This is a genomic window from Arthrobacter sp. ERGS1:01 (assembly GCF_001281315.1).
Taxonomy (GTDB): domain Bacteria; phylum Actinomycetota; class Actinomycetes; order Actinomycetales; family Micrococcaceae; genus Specibacter.
Genome location: NZ_CP012479.1, coordinates 310,211 through 327,405, shown reverse-complemented (window position 1 = coordinate 327,405; position 17,195 = coordinate 310,211). Strand labels below are relative to the sequence as shown.

Sequence of the window (17,195 nt, the reverse complement as noted above, 5' to 3'; positions counted from 1 at the left end):
TGGAAGGAAGTGCAGCGTGGGCATCACCTCCGGATTCCACCCGCTTGACCCGTTGTCCGCGGATGAGTTCCGCGCGTCGGCAGCACTGTTGGCCGGCGTCCACGGCGTCACGGCGCCCGGCTGGCGCCTGGCGGCCATTGAACTGATTGAACCGGCGAAGGCCGATGTCACGGCGTTTGAGTTGACCGGGGCGGTGCCCGATCGGATCGTCGGGGTGAACTGCTTCGAGCGGTCCTCGAACTCCACCTACCAGGCGCGGCTGTCGCTGACAAACGGCACCGTCGTCTCCTTCACCCACATCCCGGGCGTACAGCCGAACTTCACGGTGGACGAATGGGAGGAGGCCGACGCCGCCCTGCGAGCGCACCCCGATGTTGTCGCGGCGCTGGCCAAGCGCGGCATCACCGATTTGTCCCTCGTGTTCATGGATACCTGGACGTACGGGGACGCCGTCATCCCGGAGAAGTACCGGGGCCGGCGGATCGGCTGGTCCGACACCTGGGTGCGGGCCTCCGCCGGCGCCAACCCCTATGCGGGTCCGGTCAACGGCCTGCACTGCGTCATCGACATCAACTCGATGGAGCTGCTGGAAATCGAGGACACGTTCACGGTGGAGCGGCCCGAGATCATGGGCGAGTACGTCCCGCACCTGATCCCGGAGGCGCTGCGCAACTCCAGCACCCGGCCGGCGCTCAAGCCGTTGGAGATCCACCAGCCGGAGGGGCCGTCGTTCACGGTGGACGGCAACTTCATCCAGTGGCAGAACTGGTCACTGCGCGTGGGGTTCAACTACCGCGAGGGCATGACGCTGCACCGGGTCAGCTACAACGACCACGGCCGGGAGCGGCCCATCGCCCACAGGCTGTCCTTCGCCGAGATGGCCGTCCCCTACCGCGACCCCAGCGAGGACCACTACCGGCGCACCGCGTTCGACATCGGCGAGTGGGGCCTGGGCTTCATGACGACGTCGCTGGAGCTTGGCTGCGACTGCCTGGGCGAGATCCGCTACCTGGACGCCGTGATGCACAATTCGGCCGGCGAGCCGTACACCATCACCAACGCCGTGTGCATCCATGAGGAGGACGCCGCCGTCCTGTGGAAGCACGTGGACCACGACGCCGGCACCGAGACCCGCCGCATGCGCCGGCTGGTGGTCTCCTTCCACGTGACGGTGGCCAACTATGAGTACCTGGTCTACTGGCGCTTCTACCAGGACGGGAACATCGAGTGCGAGGTGCGGGCCACCGGCATCATGGTGACCACGCACTTTGCGCCGGGCCAGGACCATCCCAACGGCACCCTCGTGGACCAGCGCACCTATGCCCCCTTCCACCAGCACTTCCTGGTGGCCCGCATGGACCTGGACATCGACGGCACGGAAAACACCGTCTACCGCAGCGAAACCGAGCTGGTGCCGATGGGCCCGGAGAACCCATTGGGGCTTGCCCTGCGGCAGAAGAACACGCCCATCACCACGGAGGGCTTTGACGACTACAGCTGGGACACCCAGCGCGCCTGGAAGGTCAGCAACGACAACTCGTTGAACGGCCTGGGCCTGCCGACGTCGTACAAGCTGGTGCCCACCAGCACCTTCCCGCCCTTCTTCGACCCGGCGTCGCCCGTCTTCCAGCGGGCCGAGGTGGTGGGCCACACCGTGTGGGTGACCCCCAACGACCCCGAGGAACGCTGGCCCGCCGGCGAGTTCGTGAACCAGGGCAAGGGCGGCCTGGGCATGCCCGAATGGGTCCGGGCCGGGCGCCCCGTCGAAAACACCGACGTGGTGCTCTGGTACACCTTCGGGATCCACCACATCACCCGCCCGGAGGATTGGCCCGTCATGCCGGCGGACACCGTCTCCTTCTGGCTCAAGCCGGTCGGCTTCTTCGACCGGAACCCCGCCCTGGACGTGGCCCCGTCACCGTCCGGGCACGCCGGTCCCGGCCACGAATCCGGCGAATCCTGCCACTAGTCACCCCTATGGAAGGCATCACCACCCCGTTCGCTTTGCTCCCCGTTTTGCTCCCATCGAAGGAATCCCACCATGAGCCGTCCACTCGCTGAGGCCAGCGCCACCGCCGACCGAGAACCCGAACACAAGCTCCAGGCCGGGGCCATCTCGGCCGCCGGCGCCGTCGTCATGGCCGTGGCCGGCAGCGCGCCGGCCTACTCCATCGCCGCGACGACGGCGGCACTCGTGGCCGCCGCCGGATTGGCCAGCCCCGCCGCCCTCCTCTGGTGCGGGCTGCCCATGATCGGCATCGCCTGGGCGTTCTCCTACCTGGGCAAGGCGGACGTCAACGCCGGCGCCGCGTACTCCTGGGTGGGCAGGGCGCTGCACCCGGCACTCGGCTTCCTGTGCGGCTGGGCGCTGGTGGTCTCGGCGACCATCTTCATGGTGGCCGGTTCACTGCCGGCCGGAGCCATGACCCTGGCCCTGTTCAGTCCGGAGAACTCCGGCAACGTGGCCCTGGCCACCGGCATTGGTGCCGTCTGGTTCCTGGTCATGGTGGCCTGCGTCATGCTGGGTGCCCAGCTCACGGCGCGGGCGCAATGGATCATGTCCACCATCGAGGTGCTGATCCTGGTGGTGTTTGCGCTGATCGCCATCGTGAAGGCAAGCACCGGCGCCCATGCCGGGCCGTCGTTCTCCTGGGACTGGTTCGCCTTCAACCACTTCCAAGGCATGGGAGGGTTCGTCGCCGCCGCCTTGATTGCCGCCTTCTACTACTGGGGCTGGGACGTCAGCGCCAACCTGAGCGAGGAGACCGACAACGCGCACAAGAGCTCGGGCCTGGGCGGCATCCTCGGCGTCGTCATCGTGTTCCTCCTGTTCGAGGTGTTCACGATCGGCATCAACGTCATGATGACCGGTGACCAGATTGCGGCAAACAGCGACAACGTGCTCGGAGCACTGGGCGAGGTCATCTGGCCCGGCCTCGGCGGAAAGATCCTGATCATCGCCGTCATGCTCTCCACGATCGCCACCCTGGAAACCACGCTGATCCAGGTGACCCGCTCGCTGTTCGCCATGGGCCGGGACAAGACCCTGCCGGCCGCGTTCGGCCGGGCCCACAAGAAGTGGCAGACGCCGGCGTTCGCCACAGCCATCGTTGCGCTTGTCTCGCTCGTTTTGTTCATCGGTTCCAACTTCCTGGGCAGCGTTGGGGACATCCTCTCCGACGCCATCAGCTCGATCGGCCTGCAGATCGCCTTCTACTACTGCCTCGCCGCACTGGCCGTGGTGGTCGCTTACCGCAAGCTGATCTTCAAGTCGTGGAAGAACTTCATCTTCATCGGCCTGTGGCCCGGGCTTGGGGCGGTGTTCATGGGCTGGATCTTCGTGGTCTCCATCCCCGAGCTCGGCCCTGTGGTGGTCTCGATCGGCCTCGGGACCCTAGCCCTGGGCCTGATCCCGATGTTCATCTACTGGCGCAAGGGCAGCCCCTACTTCAAGCGCATCCCGCTCAACGTGTCCTAGTCCCCAGGCGCTCCCATGTGAACCCGCTGGCGCGGCTTCACATGGGTCCCTCGCGCCTGTGGGCCCAGCGTGGGCCCAGCGTGGGCCCGGTGTGGACCCACGTCTCCGCGTATTACGTCCAGCCCGGGCGGACGAGTCCGGACTCGTAGGCCAGCACCACCAATTGCGCACGGTCCCGCACCATGAGTTTCGTCATGATGCGGGATACGTGCGTTTTTGCGGTCAGCGGGGTGATGAACAGCCGGGCCGCGATCTCGGCGTTGTTCAGCCCCTCCCCCACGAGCGCCAGGACCTGGCGTTCACGCTCGGTGACTTGCGCCAGCTCCGGCGGCGGTGTGACGATCCGGGTTTGTGCGGCCAGCCGGGCCATGATCTTTCGGGCCACGGACGGCGAGAGCAGTGCGTCGCCGTCGTGCACCACCCGGACGGCGCGGATCAGCTCCTCCGGCTCGGTGTCCTTGACCAGGAAGCCGGCGGCCCCGGCCCGCACGGCCTCGATGATGTATTCATCGAGCTCGAAGGTGGTCAGGATGATGACGTGGGTGCCGGGCAGGGCCGGGTCCCCGAGGATCTGCGCGGCGGCGGCCAGCCCGTCACCGTCCGGCATGCGGATGTCCATCAGGATGACGTCGGGACGGTGCGCCTTCGCCATCGCCACGGCGTCCCGGCCCGTGCCCGCCTCGGCCACCACCTCCATGTTCGGCTCGGCGTTCAGGAGCGCCTTGAAGCCGGCCCGGATGAGCGTCTGGTCGTCGGCGATCAACACCCGGATCACGGCCGGCCCGCTTCCGGCGCGCCCAATGACGAGCCCAGCGGCACGGCCACACGAATGCCAAGGCCGGGGTTCAGTTCCACCACATCAACGCTTCCGCCCACGCCTTCCACGCGTTCGCGGAGCCCGCGCAGCCCGTTGCCCTCGGGCGCGCCTTGCCGGCCGTCGCCGTCGTCGTCCACCGCAATGTTCAGCGTGTCCCGCACGGCCGGCCCCAGCCGGACCGCGATGTGCGCGCCGCCGGAATGCCTGATCGCGTTCGTGACCGCTTCCTGGACCACCCGGTAGATGACGGCCTGCCGCTCCGGGCCGAGCCTGGCGGACAGGGCCGCGGCGTCGCCGTCGTACGCCAGCGTCACGTCCAGGCCGCTGTGCCGCGCCTCCGCGATGAGTTCCGGCAGCTGCGCCAGGGTGAGCTGCGGCGACAGCGGGGCGTCCTCGCGCAGCACGCCCAACAGTTCGCGCACCTGGACCAGGGACTCCTTGCTGGCCGTCTTGATCGCCTCCAGGGCCGGGCGCAACTGCTCTGGATCCCGGTCCGCCAAGTGCAGTGCAACCGACGCCCGGACGTTGATCATGGACAGCGAATGCGCCACGACGTCGTGGATGTCCCGGGCCAGGGCCAGCCGGTACTCGTCCTGGGCGCGCAGCTTGCGCGCCTCCGCCTGGGCGCGCCGGGTTGCCTGCCGCTCCCGGTTAGCGCGCACGGCCTCACCGATCAGCACCATGATCACCAGCCAGGCGGCCGCCGCCGTGGCCGGGATGAGTCCCTGCTCGCCGCCGTGCAGCAGCGCCCAGGTGAACACGGCAACGACGACGGCGGCCGTCACCGACCAGCTGAAGACGCGCCGCCGGGCGGCCGTGGCCAGGATGATGGCCAGGGCCAGGGACAGCGGCGCCGGCCCCAAAGGGTAGCCGAGCGCGAAATAGGCGCCCGTCACGAGGGCCACGGCCCCGAGCATGGCCTCCGGGGCCCTGCGCCGCAGGAGCAGCAGCAGCGGCCCGGCCAGCAGGAGCGCGTAGGCGAGCCCGTCCAGCCGGTGCGCGAGCGGTTGGTGGGTCGCCGCCACATGGGTGCCCCCGAGTTGGATGAGCGCGGCAAGCACCACCACGACGCCTATTGGCGGACCCCTGCGCGCACTTCTCATGAGACGAGCGTAATCCGCGCCGCCGCCGCGCACATCACCCCCAACGCGCAGTCGCCCGTACTCCGGCGGGAGTACGGGCGACTGCGGTGGTGCGTGATGATGTTCTTCTTTAGGCACGCCCGGCGGCCGCGAGTCCTGCGCAGAGTTTGCCGGCAACTCCGCGCCACTTTCACAGTGGCGCGGATTTGAGTATGTTTTCCGCGCGGGACTCCCGAAACCCGCCGGCTCTCGATCCGTCCCGGGGCCGGCGCACGGCTGAAACGGCAGCGCTCGAGAACTGCATTTCGCGCCGAGACCTGAACTCTGTGCCGAGAACTGTCCCTTGGGCGCCCAACTGGTGCAATTCGTCAGGGTTCGGTGGCATAGCCAGTTCTCGCGGCGGCCGGCCCGGCCGTTCGGCTCTGTTCGCGCCTGCCACGTCCTCCGCGGGACGCCGGCGCACGCTCCGCCAACGCCCCATCACCGCCCAACGCGCAGTCGCCCGCACTCCGAGGGAGTGCGGGCGACTGCGGTGGTGCGTGATGATGTTCTTCTTTAGGCGCGCTCGGCGGCCTCGACCACGTTGGCGAGCAGCATGGCGCGGGTCATGGGACCCACGCCGCCCGGGTTCGGGGAGATCCAGCTCGCCACGTTGGCGGCTGCGGGCTCCACGTCACCGGTGACCACGGCCTTGCCGTTGCCGTCGTCGACGCGGCTGACACCGACGTCGAGCACGATGGCGCCCGGCTTGAGGTCGGCGGCCTTGATCATGTGCGGCTGCCCGGCGGCGGCGATGACCACGTCGGCCCGGCCCAGTTCGGCGGCCAGGTCCTGCGTGCCGGTGTGGGCCAGGGTCACGGTGGCGTTGACGTCGCGGCGGGTCAGCAGCAGGCCCATGGGCCGGCCGATCGTGACGCCGCGGCCCACCACCAGCACGTGCTTGCCGTTGAGCGTGATGCCGTGGCGTTCCAGCAGCACGATGCAGCCCTTGGGCGTGCACGGCAGCGGGGACGTCATGGGGCGGTTCACGTTCGCCACCAGGCGGCCCAGGTTCATCGGGTGCAGGCCGTCGGCGTCCTTGGCCGGGTCGATGGCTTCGAGCACCACGTCCTGGTCAATGTGCGCCGGCAGCGGAAGCTGGACGATGTAGCCGGTGCAGGCGGGGTCCTCGTTGAGCTGGCGAACAGCTGCCAAGACCTCGTCCTGGGTGGCCGTTTCGGGCAGGTCGACGCGGAGCGAGTTGATGCCCACCTCGGCGCAATCCTTGTGCTTGCCGGCCACGTACCACTGGGAGCCCGGGTCCGAGCCCACCAGGATGGTGCCAAGGCCCGGCGTGATCCCGCGGGCAGCCAGGGCCGCGACGCGGGTGGTCAATTCGGCCTTGATGGCGGCGGCGGTTGCCTTGCCGTCAAGGATTTGTGCTTGTGCCACGCTTACCATTCTTCCTGACCGGGGTAGAGCGGGAAGTCGGCGGCGAGGGCCTTGACGCGGGCGCTGAGGGCGTCGACGTCGGCGCCGCCCTTCAGAGCTGCGGCGATGATCTCGGCAACCTCGGTGAACTCCGCTGCGCCGAAGCCGCGGGTGGCCAGGGCCGGGGTGCCGATCCGCAGGCCGGAGGTGACCATCGGCGGGCGGGGGTCGAACGGGACGGCGTTGCGGTTCACGGTGATGCCGACGCTGTGCAGGAGGTCCTCGGCCTGCTGGCCGTCCAGCTGCGAGTTGCGCAGGTCGACGAGCACCAGGTGCACGTCGGTGCCACCGGTCAGCACGGACACGCCGGCCTCGGCAACATCGGCGGCGTTCAGGCGCTCGGCGATGATCTTGGCGCCTTCCAGGACGCGGGCCTGGCGCTCGGCGAATTCCTCACCGGCAGCAACCTTGAAGGCCACGGCCTTGGCGGCGATGACATGCATGAGCGGTCCGCCCTGCTGTCCCGGGAAGACTGCGGAGTTCAGCTTCTTGGCCCATTCCTGCTTGGCCAGGATCACGCCGGAGCGCGGGCCGGAAAGGGTCTTGTGCACCGTGGAGGTGACGACGTCGGAGTACGGCACCGGTGACGGGTGCAGGCCGGCGGCGACCAGGCCGGCAAAGTGGGCCATGTCCGTCCACAGGAGCGCGCCAACCTCGTCGGCGATGGAGCGGAACGCGGCAAAGTCCAGATGGCGCGGGTAGGCGGACCAGCCGGCGATGATGACCTGGGGCTTCTCGGCGATGGCCTGCTCGCGCAGCTTGTCCATGTCGATGCGGAAGGTGTCTTCCTCGACCTGGTAGGCGGCGACGTCGTACAGCTTGCCGGAGAAGTTCAGCTTCATGCCGTGGGTCAGGTGGCCGCCGTGCGCCAGCGACAGGCCAAGGATCTTCTCGCCCGGCTTGATCATGGCGGCAAGGGCGGCGGCGTTGGCCTGGGCGCCGGAGTGCGGCTGGACGTTGGCGTACTCGGCGCCGAACAGGCTCTTCACGCGCTCGATCGCCAGATTCTCGGCGACGTCGACGTATTCGCAGCCGCCGTAGTAGCGGCGTCCCGGGTAGCCTTCGGCGTACTTGTTGGTCAGCACGGAGCCCTGGGCCTCAAGGACGGCGCGGGGGGCAAAGTTTTCGGAAGCGATCATTTCCAGCGTGTCGCGCTGGCGGCCCAACTCGTCCTTCAGGACGGCGGCGATCTCGGGGTCCAGCTCGGAGAGCGGGGCATTGGTCACGGACTGGGTGGGGGTAAAAGACACGTCAAGACTCCTGGATGGACGACACGAACAAACTCTTCTAGGCCAGATTATCCGGTGGAGGCGTGCCCATGCTTGGTGTGCCCACTGTGTGAAACCCTGTGTAATGTTCCACCGCAGTGCGTGCGGGTTTCCTCCACCGCCAATCATTCATTGGCGTTCGTGACCTCTCGTCCCAGGCGTACGATCGTGAGGTCTTCGCTCGTGTTACTCCCCGGTGGTGTCCCACCTCATCGCCAGTTGCAACACGGCCAATTGTAGTACAGGGCCGCGACGGGACGGTAACCTTGGACGGGTGACTGACACGACATTCCCAGGCCTCCCCACCGGTTTTGTGTTGACGCTTTCCTGCGCCGACCAGCCCGGCATTGTCCACGCCGTTTCCGGCTCGCTCCTGGAGGCCGGGTGCAATATCACCGACTCCCAGCAGTACGGCAACCCGGACACCGGAACATTCTTCATGCGCGTTGCCGTGGAAACCTCGACGTCGTTCAGCCGGCTCCGCGAGCACCTCGAGAGTGTTGCCGGGCAGTTTGGGCTCAACTGGCAGCTGCACCGCGCCGGCGCCCCGGTGCGCACCCTGATCCTGGCGTCCAAGGCCGCGCATTGCATCAACGACCTGCTGTTCCTGCAGCGCTCAGGCACCCTGCCCATTGAGATTCCCGCCATCGTCTCCAACCACCGGGACCTTGAGCCGTTGGCCAATTTCTACGGCATCCCCTTCTACTACATCCCGGTCACACCGGAGACGAAGGCCGACGCCGAGGCGGAGCTGCTGGCGCTCGTGGCCGAGCACGAGGTCGAGCTGGTGGTCCTGGCCCGCTACATGCAGGTGCTCTCCGACGATCTGTGCAAGCACCTGGCCGGCAAGGCCATCAACATCCACCACTCCTTCCTGCCGTCCTTCAAGGGCGCCAAGCCCTACCACCAGGCGCATGCCCGCGGCGTGAAGATCATTGGCGCCACGGCACACTACGTGACCGCGGCGCTGGATGAGGGACCCATCATCGAACAGGAAGTGATCCGGGTGGCCCACGGGCACTCCGTGGAAAAGTTCGTGTCCGTGGGCCGTGCCGTGGAGGCCCGTACCCTGGCCCAGGCCGTGCAGTGGCACGCCGAACATCGCGTGCTCCTGGACGGCACCCGCACGGTGGTCTTCGACTAATACGAAATCTATGTTGCAGTTATTGGACCGATTTCACTGATTTTCGGCGTTTTTCGTCCAACAACTGCAACATAGATACCTGGGGATCAGTCCAGGGTCATGGGGCCGTACTCGGCCAGTTTGTCGCCCGGGCCCGGGTTGGCCGGCGCAGCGGCGCCGCCCACATGCTTGACCACGCCCCAGACCGCGTTCAGGGCCGTCGTGACGGCGCCGTCGGCCCAGCCGGCGGTCCAGGAGACGTCGTCGCCGGCCAGGAAGATGCCGCGCTGGCTCTCCGGCAGGTCCGCCTGGTCGAAGTGCGTGAACAGTCGCTGCTGGTAGCGGTAGTGGCCCGGCAGATTAGCCTTGAAAGCTCCCATGAAGTTCGGGTCCGCCTCCCAGGAGACGGTGATGGGCGCGCTGACGATGTGCGAGGCGATGTCCACGCCGGGGTAGATCTGCGCCAGCGAGTGCAACATGAGTTCCACCCGTTCCTCGGCGTCCAGCGAGAGCCACTTCAGGGCGTCGTCGTTCCAGGTGTAGGACAGCAGGATCACGGCGGGCTTGTCGGGGCCGTCGTCGAGCAGGTACGTGGCCCGGTTGAGCCGGTCAGTGAGCGTCATCGACATGACCTCGCGCCCCGTGGCCGGGTCGATGTCCTTCCAGAACGGCCGGTCCACCATGACGAACGTCTTGGAGGACTGCATGTAGTGGGAACGTTCGATGGCCGTCCACATGGGAGCGGCGAACAGGGACTCCTCCGTGTTGATGCGGGTGGAGAGCAGCCAGGACTGGCAGGTGCTGATGACCACGGGGAAACGCCGCACCTTGCCCCAGCGCTCCGTGACCTCCAGCGACCCGTCCGCGGCGCGGGCGATCTTGGCCACGGCCCCGCGCGGGGTGCCGCCGTGGAGTGATTTCAGCGAGGTGCCTTCCGGCCAGAAGACCGGGTTCGACGGCGCATCCTCCCACAGCGCCTCGGGGAGCCGTTGCGCCCCGCCCACGATGCTGCGGTGGGCGTCGTCGGCGTCGGTGTAGACCACGCGCAGGATCTCCAGGATGGAGTTGGGGAAGTCGGTGTCCCAGCCGCCCGTGCCGAAGCCCACCTGCCCGAATGCCTCGCGGTGCCCGAAGCCGGCCTCCTTGAAGGCCTTGCTGGCGGCAATGAATCCGTAGAACGTCTGCTCGTCCAGTTCCGGGACCAGGGCGTTCCATAGCTCCTTGATGCGCGCCGTGTCCCGGGCTCGGATGGCGTCCTGCATTTGCGTGAAGGATGCCCCGTCGTTCACGGCGGCCCGCCACGCCCGTGCCACCTCGTGGAAGAACTCGGGAAGCTCGGCTTCGGTGGTGGCGTAGTGGGATTCCCCTGCCAATTCAATGACGGTGCTGGAGGTGGCGGCGGAAAGCGGGTTGGGGAACTCGGCCGTTGCCAGCCCCAGCTTGTCCACGTAGTGGTAGAAGGCGCGCCCGGAGACTGGGAACCGCATGCCGCCCAGGTCCGCCGTGACCTCCGGCGCCCCGAGGAATCCGGCGGTCCGCAACCGTCCGCCAATTTGTTCGGATTCGAAGATGACAGGCTTCAAGCCAAGCTTCATGAGCTCGTAGGCTGTCACCAGCCCCGAGAGCCCGGCGCCAATGATGGCGACCTCTGTGCCGTGGGCGGCGTCGGGGATGCTGCCCAGGCCGGCTGGGTGGGCGAGGTAGTGGTCGTAGCTGAACGGGAAGTCCGGGTTCAGCATGGTGATGGCTTCAGTCATGGCGCGTGGCTTTCGTCGTGGGGCCCGATGCGACGGCTGCTGTGGCGTCGGGCATGTCGGTGGAATCTAAGTCGGTGGAGTCAAAGTCGGTGGAATCAAAATCGCTGGGCTCAAGGGGCCGGGCGGACAGCTCCTGGTATTCGGCCTCGGTCAGCGCGGCCACGCGGGAGTTGCGGCGGCCGTAGCCGAAGTAGGCGAGCAGGCCCACCAGCATCCACGCGATGAACACGATCCAGGTGACGCCGCCCAGGTTGGCCATGAGGTAGATGCACATGAGCGAGCCGAGGATGGGCGTGACGGGGTAGAACGCCACCCGGTAGCTGCGCTTGAGTTCGGGGCGCTTGCGGCGCAGGTAGATCACCGCGATGTTCACGAGCGCGAAGGCGAACAGGGTGCCGATGCTCGTTGCGTCCGCCAGGGCCCCGAGCGGGATCAGCCCGGCCGTCAGGGCGACGGCGACGCCAACGATCAGCGTGCCGGCCACGGGGGTTCCGCGCTTTTCGGAGATGCGGCCAAAGATTTTCGGCACCAGGCCGTCGCGGGACATGGACATCAGGATCCGGGTCTGGCCGTACAGCACGGTCAGCACAATGCTGGCGATGGCGAGCACGGCGCCCACGGAGAACACCAGGCCCATCCACGGCTGGTGGGTGATCTCGAGCAGGATCTGGACCAGGGCGGCCTGCGTGCCGGCAAACCAGGTCCACTGGCGGGCGCCGACGGCGGCCACGGCCACCAGGACGTACAAGCTCGTGACGATCAGCATGGAGAGCATGATGGCCCGGGGCAGGTCGCGCTGCGGGTTCTTCGCCTCCTCGCCGGCGGTGGAGGCTGCGTCGAAGCCGATGTAGGAGAAGAACACGCGGGATGCGGCGGCGGAAACGCCGGCGGCCCCCATGGGCATGAGCGGGCTGAAGTTGCCGGCGTTGAACGCAGTGAAGGCGATGGCGCAGAAGAACAGCAGGATCACGATCTTCACGAGCACGATCACGGTGTTGATGATGGCGCTTTCCTTGGCGCCGCGCACCAACAGGAACATGGCCAGGAGCACGATGGCCATGGCCGGCAGGTTCAGGAATCCGCCGGAGCCCGGCGGCTGGGAGATGAAATCGGGGAGTGCCCAGCCGAATCCGGCCACGGATTCGTTGATGTACTGTCCGGCTCCGACGGCCACGGCGGCCACGGAGACGGCGTATTCGAGGACCAGGCACCAGCCGCAGATCCAGGCCATGCCCTCACCCAGGGTGACGTAGGTGTAGGAATAGCTGGATCCCGAGACCGGCACCATGCCCGCCATCTCGGCGTAGGAAACCGCCGACAACAACGCGGCGATGCCGGCGATCAGGAAGGAGATGAACACGGCCGGCCCGGCCAGCGGAATGGAATCGCCCAGGATCACCAGGATGCCGGTGCCGAGGGTGGCCCCAACGCTGATCATGGTCAGCTGGAGCACGCCAAAGCTGCGCACCAGCTTGCGGCCGTCGGAACCGTTGCCGGCCTCATGGAGCATTTGCCCCAGTGGCTTGCGGCGGAGAAGCTGCCGGCCAAGCCCGACGGCGGGCCCGCGCCCTTGCGGAACACCGCCGGGTGCGGTCGCCTTTGACCGCGGGCTGAGCTGATCACGTACTGTCATCCTCTTTGATCCCAATCTGCTGTAGTCCCGCGAATGCGGGAGGTGGCGTCCCAAGTCCTTCAACGATACGACTGTGACGCGCGTCTCTTTGCGGTGCAAAACATCCTGTACTGTAATCGCATGAGACAAAATGCACCATTGAAGTCCGGACAGCCGGAGCTTACCACCGGCACGGTCAGCGTCGACCTGGATGCCATCGAACACAACGTGGCGATCCTGCGCAAGCGCACCCGGGCGCCGCACTTCATGGCCGTGGTCAAGGGCAACGCCTACGGCCACGGCCTGCTGGAGACGGCCAGGTCCGCCGTCGCCGCCGGTGCGGACTGGCTTGGCACGGCCCAGCTGTCGGAGGCCCTGGCGCTGCGGGCCAACGGCATCACCACCCCCATCCTGGCGTGGCTGTACCTGGCCACCACCTCGGGCGGCGCCATCACGGACGCCGTCGAGCACGACATCGACGTCTCCCTGGGCAGCGTGGCCCAGCTTGATGTGGTGGCCGGCACCGCCACGGCATTGGGCCGGACGGCGTTCATCCACCTGGAGCTGGACAGCGGCCTGAGCCGCGGCGGCGCCCGTCGCGAAGACTGGCCCGCCCTCGTGGCCGCGGCGCGGGCGGCAGAGCTGGCGGGGGCGGTCACGGTCCGCGGTGTCTGGACGCACCTGGCCTGGGCCGACGTGCCGGCACACCCCGCCAACACGGCCGCCGTCGCCGACTTTGAAACGTCCGTGCAGGAGGCCCGCGACGCCGGATTGAACCCCGCGTTGCGGCACGTCTCCAGCTCCGCGAACATCCTGGCCCGGCCGGAATTCCACTTCGACATGGTCCGCGCCGGACTGGCCATGTACGGCTTGTCCCCCGCAGACCACCTGGACCCCGCCGATTTCGGCCTGCGCCCGGCCCTGTCCGTCTCCGCCCCCGTGGTGCTGGTCAAGCAGGTGCCGGCCGGTACCGGCGTCAGTTACGAACACCAGGCCATCACGCACGAATCCAGGTACCTGGGCCTGATCCCGCTCGGTTACGCCGACGGCATTCCCAAGGGCATCTCCGGCAGCAGCATCGTCATGGTGGGCGGCCACAAGGTTCCCGTGATCGGCAAGGTCTGCATGGACCAGTTCATGGTGGACCTGGGCCACGAGACGGCCGTCCGGGTGGGCGATGCCGCACTGCTGTTTGGCGACCCGCAGGCCGGGGCGGCCAGCGCCGACGATTGGGGCTCGGCCATCAACAGCCACGGTGACGAAATCATCAACCGGATCGCACCCCGGCTCCAGCGGGTGTACACGCATGGCCGTTAACTCCGCCGGCGACCGGGTCCGCGCCCTCCCCCTGTCAGACGAAGAGGTGGAGTCGCGGTTCCGTTCGGTCACGCTGGCCCAATTCCTGGCCGAACTTCCCGACGACGTGAAGATCCTGCACGACGCCGACCTCGACGCCCGGTTGCGCTGGGTGGAACCGAGCGAACTGGCCGATCCCACGCCGTACCTGATGGACGGCGAATTCGTCTTGACGGCGGGATTACCCCTGCTGGGCGACGGCGGCACGGCGGACGCCATCGACGAGTATGTTGGGCGCTTGGCCGGGGCCAAGGTGTGCGCGCTGGGGTTCGGCCTGACCCCGTACCACGACGAGGTTCCCCCGGCCCTCGCCGCGTCGTGCCGCCGGCACGGGCTGACCCTCGTGGAGGTTCCGCCGTCGGTGCCGTTCGCGGCCATCGGGCTGCAGTTCGCACAGCTGCTGGAATCCGACTCCGCCAAGGTGTTCCGCCGGCTGGCCGAGACGAACCGGCTGCTTATGCGTGCGGTGCTTTCCGCCCGCCCGGACCATGAGGTCCTGGGCACGCTGGTGCAACGGGTGCCGTGCTGGGCCGCCCTGGTGGGAGCGGACGGCAAGGTGCGGGCCCGGGCCGGCACCAACCCGGCGGAATTGGGGGTGCTGGGGCCGCTGCTGGAGCGGTTGTTCTCGGGCTCGGGACCGCGCATCGAACTGGACAGCTACCCGGCGCCCGGATCCGAATTCGTGGTGGGGCATCCGCTGCGCAGCTCCCGCGACGTGAACCTGGGCGCCCTCGTGATCGGCTCCGCCGAGCGGCTGGCCCCGGCGCACAACAACATCGTCTCCGCCGCCGTCGGACTGCTGGAACTGCTGTCCCGCCAACGCACCAGCGGTTCGCTCGCCCCCAGCCAGCTCGCCACCGCGCTGCTGCTGCACCCGGAGACGCTGGCCGGCGGCACATCCAGGCAGGTCTCCGCGGCGAAGGACCTGCTGGCGCAAAGCATCTCCTCCACCCGCTCCGCGCCCATGCGGGTGGTGCAGGGCGTGAACGTGGATGCCCCGCAGTGGCGCAGCTCCGACAGCCCCGTCCGCGAACTGCTGCAGTGGCGGCGCATCTTTGACACGAAACTGGTGGAAATCACCGAATACGGCTTCGCCGCCGTGACCCGGTTGAAGGTGGACGACACCGCCGTCGCCGAGGTGGAACGGCTGGGCTGGCGGCTCGTGGTGGGCGACCCCGTGGAGCCCAACGACCTCCCCGCCGCCTACCAGCGCGCCGGTTCGTTGCGGGCCCGCGTGCGCGCAACGGCGCAGACACTCCGGGTGGACTCCGTCACCTGGTCCGTCACGGGCCTGCTGGGCCGCGAAGCCGGCACCATGCTGGCCGAACAAGTCTTGGGACCGCTGCTGGAACTGGGACCGGAACGGCACGAACCCCTGCTGTCCGTATTGCGCGGCTGGCTCGCGCAGAACGGCAACTGGGACGCCACTGCCAAGGAACTGGGCCTGCACCGCAACAGTGTCCGGCGGCAGATCGGCGTCGTCGGCGAACTCCTGGACCGTGACCTCAACGACGCCCAAACCCGCGCGGACCTCTGGATCGCCCTGCAATATGCGTAGACGGTGATCGAGCCTGTCGAGATCCGGCTCCGACACCCGCGCAACTACTCCCGGGCCCAGCGGGCATAGAGGTCCGGACGGCGCTCGGCGAGGTACGGCACGTCGGCACGCGTGGCCCGGATGGCGTCGGCGTCGAGCCGGGCGTACAGCAGTTCGGGGCCCGGTCCGGCGGAGGCCAGCAGGGCGCCGTCGGGCCCGGCGATGACGCTGCCACCGCCGAAGGCGACGCCCGCCTCCGTGCCGCAATGGTTCGCATACGCGACGGCAACGTGGTTTTCCAGGGCCCGGGCCCGCACCAGCAGCTGCGGGACCTCGTCAAAACCGTGCGCCAGGGCCGTGGGAACCAGTACGACGTCGGCGCCCCGCAGCGCAGCCGCACGCACCGTTTCGGGGAATTCGACGTCGTAGCAGATCACCATGGCCACGTTCACGCCGCAAAAGCTGACGACGCCGGGAGGCTCCGTTGCGCCGACGAATGCGGTCCGTTCCTCGGCACCAAAAAGGTGCACCTTGCCGTAGTTGAGGACCTCGCGTCCCGCGGCGTCGAGCAGGGTCGCGGAAATGTTCAGCCGCCCCGCCCCGTCCGGGCGGGGGACGCTGTACAGCAGGCCGATCCCGTGACGTGCCGCCAGTGCGGCCAGCTCGCGGCGGAGCTGGGGCAGGCTCCCGGCGTCGAAAGCCGCGTCAATGCCCAGGGGGTCGTAGCCGAGCGGAAACAGTTCCGGCGTCACGAGCACATCGGCACCGGCAGCCGCGGCCTCAACGGCCGCAGCTTCAATGGTCGCCAGGTTTGCCCGCACGTCCAGGGGCGTGGCATTGGCCTGCAGCAGCGCCACCAGCATTGTTGTTCCTCCTTGTTGGCGCGCCACGTCATGGCGGCACGGCGTCCTTTACGTCCACGATAGCCCGGGGCAATGTGGCTCCGCCGGGGCAAAGCCACCACACGCGGGCCAATTCGGGACGATTTGTCCGTTGCACCGCACGGTCTTCGGTAGCATCGGGCAAAAGGGGATCCCTGCGCCTGCGGCCAGGCCCCGCCCCCCGACGATTAAGGAACCATGATGAAGCAGCTGATTACTTTTGACGGCCACGCGCCCTCGGTGCACCCCAGCGCGTTCGTGGCACCCACGGCGACACTGATCGGCCAGGCGTCCCTGGGCGCCGACTCCAGCGCGTTCTACGGCGTGGTGGTGCGCGGCGACACGAACACCATCAGCGTCGGGGCCGGCAGCAACCTCCAGGACAACGTGGTGCTCCACGCCGATCCCGGCTTTCCGACTGCAATTGGCGACGGCGTCAGCGTGGGCCACGGAGCCGTGGTCCACGGCTGCACCGTCGAGGACAACTGCCTGATCGGGATGGGCGCCACCATCATGAACGGCGCCGTGATCGGCGCCGGATCCCTGGTAGCCGGCGGCGCCGTGGTCCTGGAAGGGGCCGTCATTCCGCCCGGCTCCCTCGTCGCCGGAGTCCCGGCCAAGGTGCGCCGCGAACTGGGCGCCGAGGAAATCGCCGCGGTGCGTGAAAATGCCGAGAACTATGTTCAGCTGGCGCGCAAGCACAAGGACATCCACGGCTAAACCGCCACAGTCAACCTCACGGCCCCGCCCGGCCTTGCCGGGCGGGGCCGTTTGCTGTCCGCGGCAACTTGCCGTGCGCATCGATTTGCCGTGC

Annotated in this window: 13 protein-coding genes and 1 riboswitch; of the genes, 6 read left to right on the top strand and 7 right to left on the bottom strand. The window is 68.1% G+C overall.

All coding sequences use genetic code 11. From position 1 onward, the window contains the following. Positions 1-16: 16 nt before the first annotated feature. Together AL755_RS05480 and AL755_RS05475 are read left to right on the top strand one after the other, a co-directional pair. Entirely contained in the window at positions 17-1,969 is a 1,953-nt protein-coding gene (locus AL755_RS05480; protein ID WP_237762601.1) for a primary-amine oxidase, read from the top strand. Positions 1,970-2,041: 72 nt separating this feature from the next. Beyond that, the gene (locus AL755_RS05475; RefSeq protein WP_054010140.1) at positions 2,042-3,478 is read left to right on the top strand and encodes an APC family permease; all 1,437 of its coding nucleotides are present in this window, start codon (positions 2,042-2,044) and stop codon (positions 3,476-3,478) included. A 112-nt stretch (positions 3,479-3,590) separates the two neighbouring features. Here AL755_RS05475 and AL755_RS05470 read toward each other — a convergent pair whose 3' ends face one another. From AL755_RS05470 to glyA, 4 genes are all read right to left on the bottom strand, one after another. Next, positions 3,591-4,253 carry a response regulator transcription factor gene (locus AL755_RS05470; protein ID WP_054010139.1) on the bottom strand — a complete coding sequence of 221 codons (663 nt, stop codon included), beginning with the start codon at positions 4,251-4,253 and terminating at the stop codon, positions 3,591-3,593. Continuing rightward, positions 4,250-5,398, bottom strand: a complete 1,149-nt coding sequence (locus AL755_RS05465) for a sensor histidine kinase (protein WP_082368935.1) — start codon at positions 5,396-5,398, stop codon at positions 4,250-4,252. Before AL755_RS05465 ends, AL755_RS05470 begins: the two co-directional genes overlap by 4 nt. Before the next feature lie 534 nt (positions 5,399-5,932). Beyond that, entirely contained in the window at positions 5,933-6,808 is an 876-nt protein-coding gene (locus AL755_RS05460; RefSeq protein ID WP_445290491.1) for a bifunctional methylenetetrahydrofolate dehydrogenase/methenyltetrahydrofolate cyclohydrolase, read from the bottom strand. Positions 6,809-6,810: 2 nt separating this feature from the next. After that, positions 6,811-8,097 (bottom strand): serine hydroxymethyltransferase, encoded by a 1,287-nt coding sequence (gene glyA, locus AL755_RS05455; RefSeq protein WP_054010136.1) that lies wholly within the window; start codon positions 8,095-8,097, stop codon positions 6,811-6,813. Positions 8,098-8,260: 163 nt separating this feature from the next. Then, positions 8,261-8,348: riboswitch (ZMP/ZTP riboswitch) on the bottom strand. Between the two features lie 41 nt (positions 8,349-8,389). Here glyA and purU point away from each other — a divergent pair. Then, positions 8,390-9,259 (top strand): formyltetrahydrofolate deformylase, encoded by an 870-nt coding sequence (gene purU / locus AL755_RS05450; RefSeq protein ID WP_054010135.1) that lies wholly within the window; start codon positions 8,390-8,392, stop codon positions 9,257-9,259. Between the two features lie 86 nt (positions 9,260-9,345). On the opposite strand, the gene AL755_RS05445 is transcribed toward purU, so the two are convergent. Beyond that, the gene (locus tag AL755_RS05445) at positions 9,346-10,995 is read right to left on the bottom strand and encodes a flavin monoamine oxidase family protein (RefSeq protein ID WP_237762600.1); all 1,650 of its coding nucleotides are present in this window, start codon (positions 10,993-10,995) and stop codon (positions 9,346-9,348) included. Continuing rightward, entirely contained in the window at positions 10,988-12,505 is a 1,518-nt protein-coding gene (locus tag AL755_RS05440) for an amino acid permease (protein ID WP_237762687.1), read from the bottom strand. Before AL755_RS05440 ends, AL755_RS05445 begins: the two co-directional genes overlap by 8 nt. A 243-nt stretch (positions 12,506-12,748) precedes the next feature. Between AL755_RS05440 and alr the strand changes: the two genes are divergently transcribed. After that, the gene (alr, locus tag AL755_RS05435) at positions 12,749-13,924 is read left to right on the top strand and encodes an alanine racemase (RefSeq protein ID WP_054010134.1); all 1,176 of its coding nucleotides are present in this window, start codon (positions 12,749-12,751) and stop codon (positions 13,922-13,924) included. Continuing rightward, a complete protein-coding gene (locus tag AL755_RS05430; RefSeq protein ID WP_107503813.1) occupies positions 13,914-15,521 on the top strand; it encodes a PucR family transcriptional regulator in 1,608 nt (535 codons plus the stop codon). Before alr ends, AL755_RS05430 begins: the two co-directional genes overlap by 11 nt. Positions 15,522-15,565: 44 nt before the next feature. Here AL755_RS05430 and AL755_RS05425 read toward each other — a convergent pair whose 3' ends face one another. Continuing rightward, positions 15,566-16,363, bottom strand: coding sequence for a nitrilase-related carbon-nitrogen hydrolase (locus tag AL755_RS05425; protein ID WP_054010133.1), 798 nt, complete (start codon positions 16,361-16,363; stop codon positions 15,566-15,568). Between the two features lie 219 nt (positions 16,364-16,582). On the opposite strand from AL755_RS05425, the gene AL755_RS05420 reads away from it, so the two are divergent. Continuing rightward, the gene (locus AL755_RS05420; RefSeq protein WP_054010132.1) at positions 16,583-17,101 is read left to right on the top strand and encodes a gamma carbonic anhydrase family protein; all 519 of its coding nucleotides are present in this window, start codon (positions 16,583-16,585) and stop codon (positions 17,099-17,101) included. Positions 17,102-17,195 lie beyond the last annotated feature (94 nt).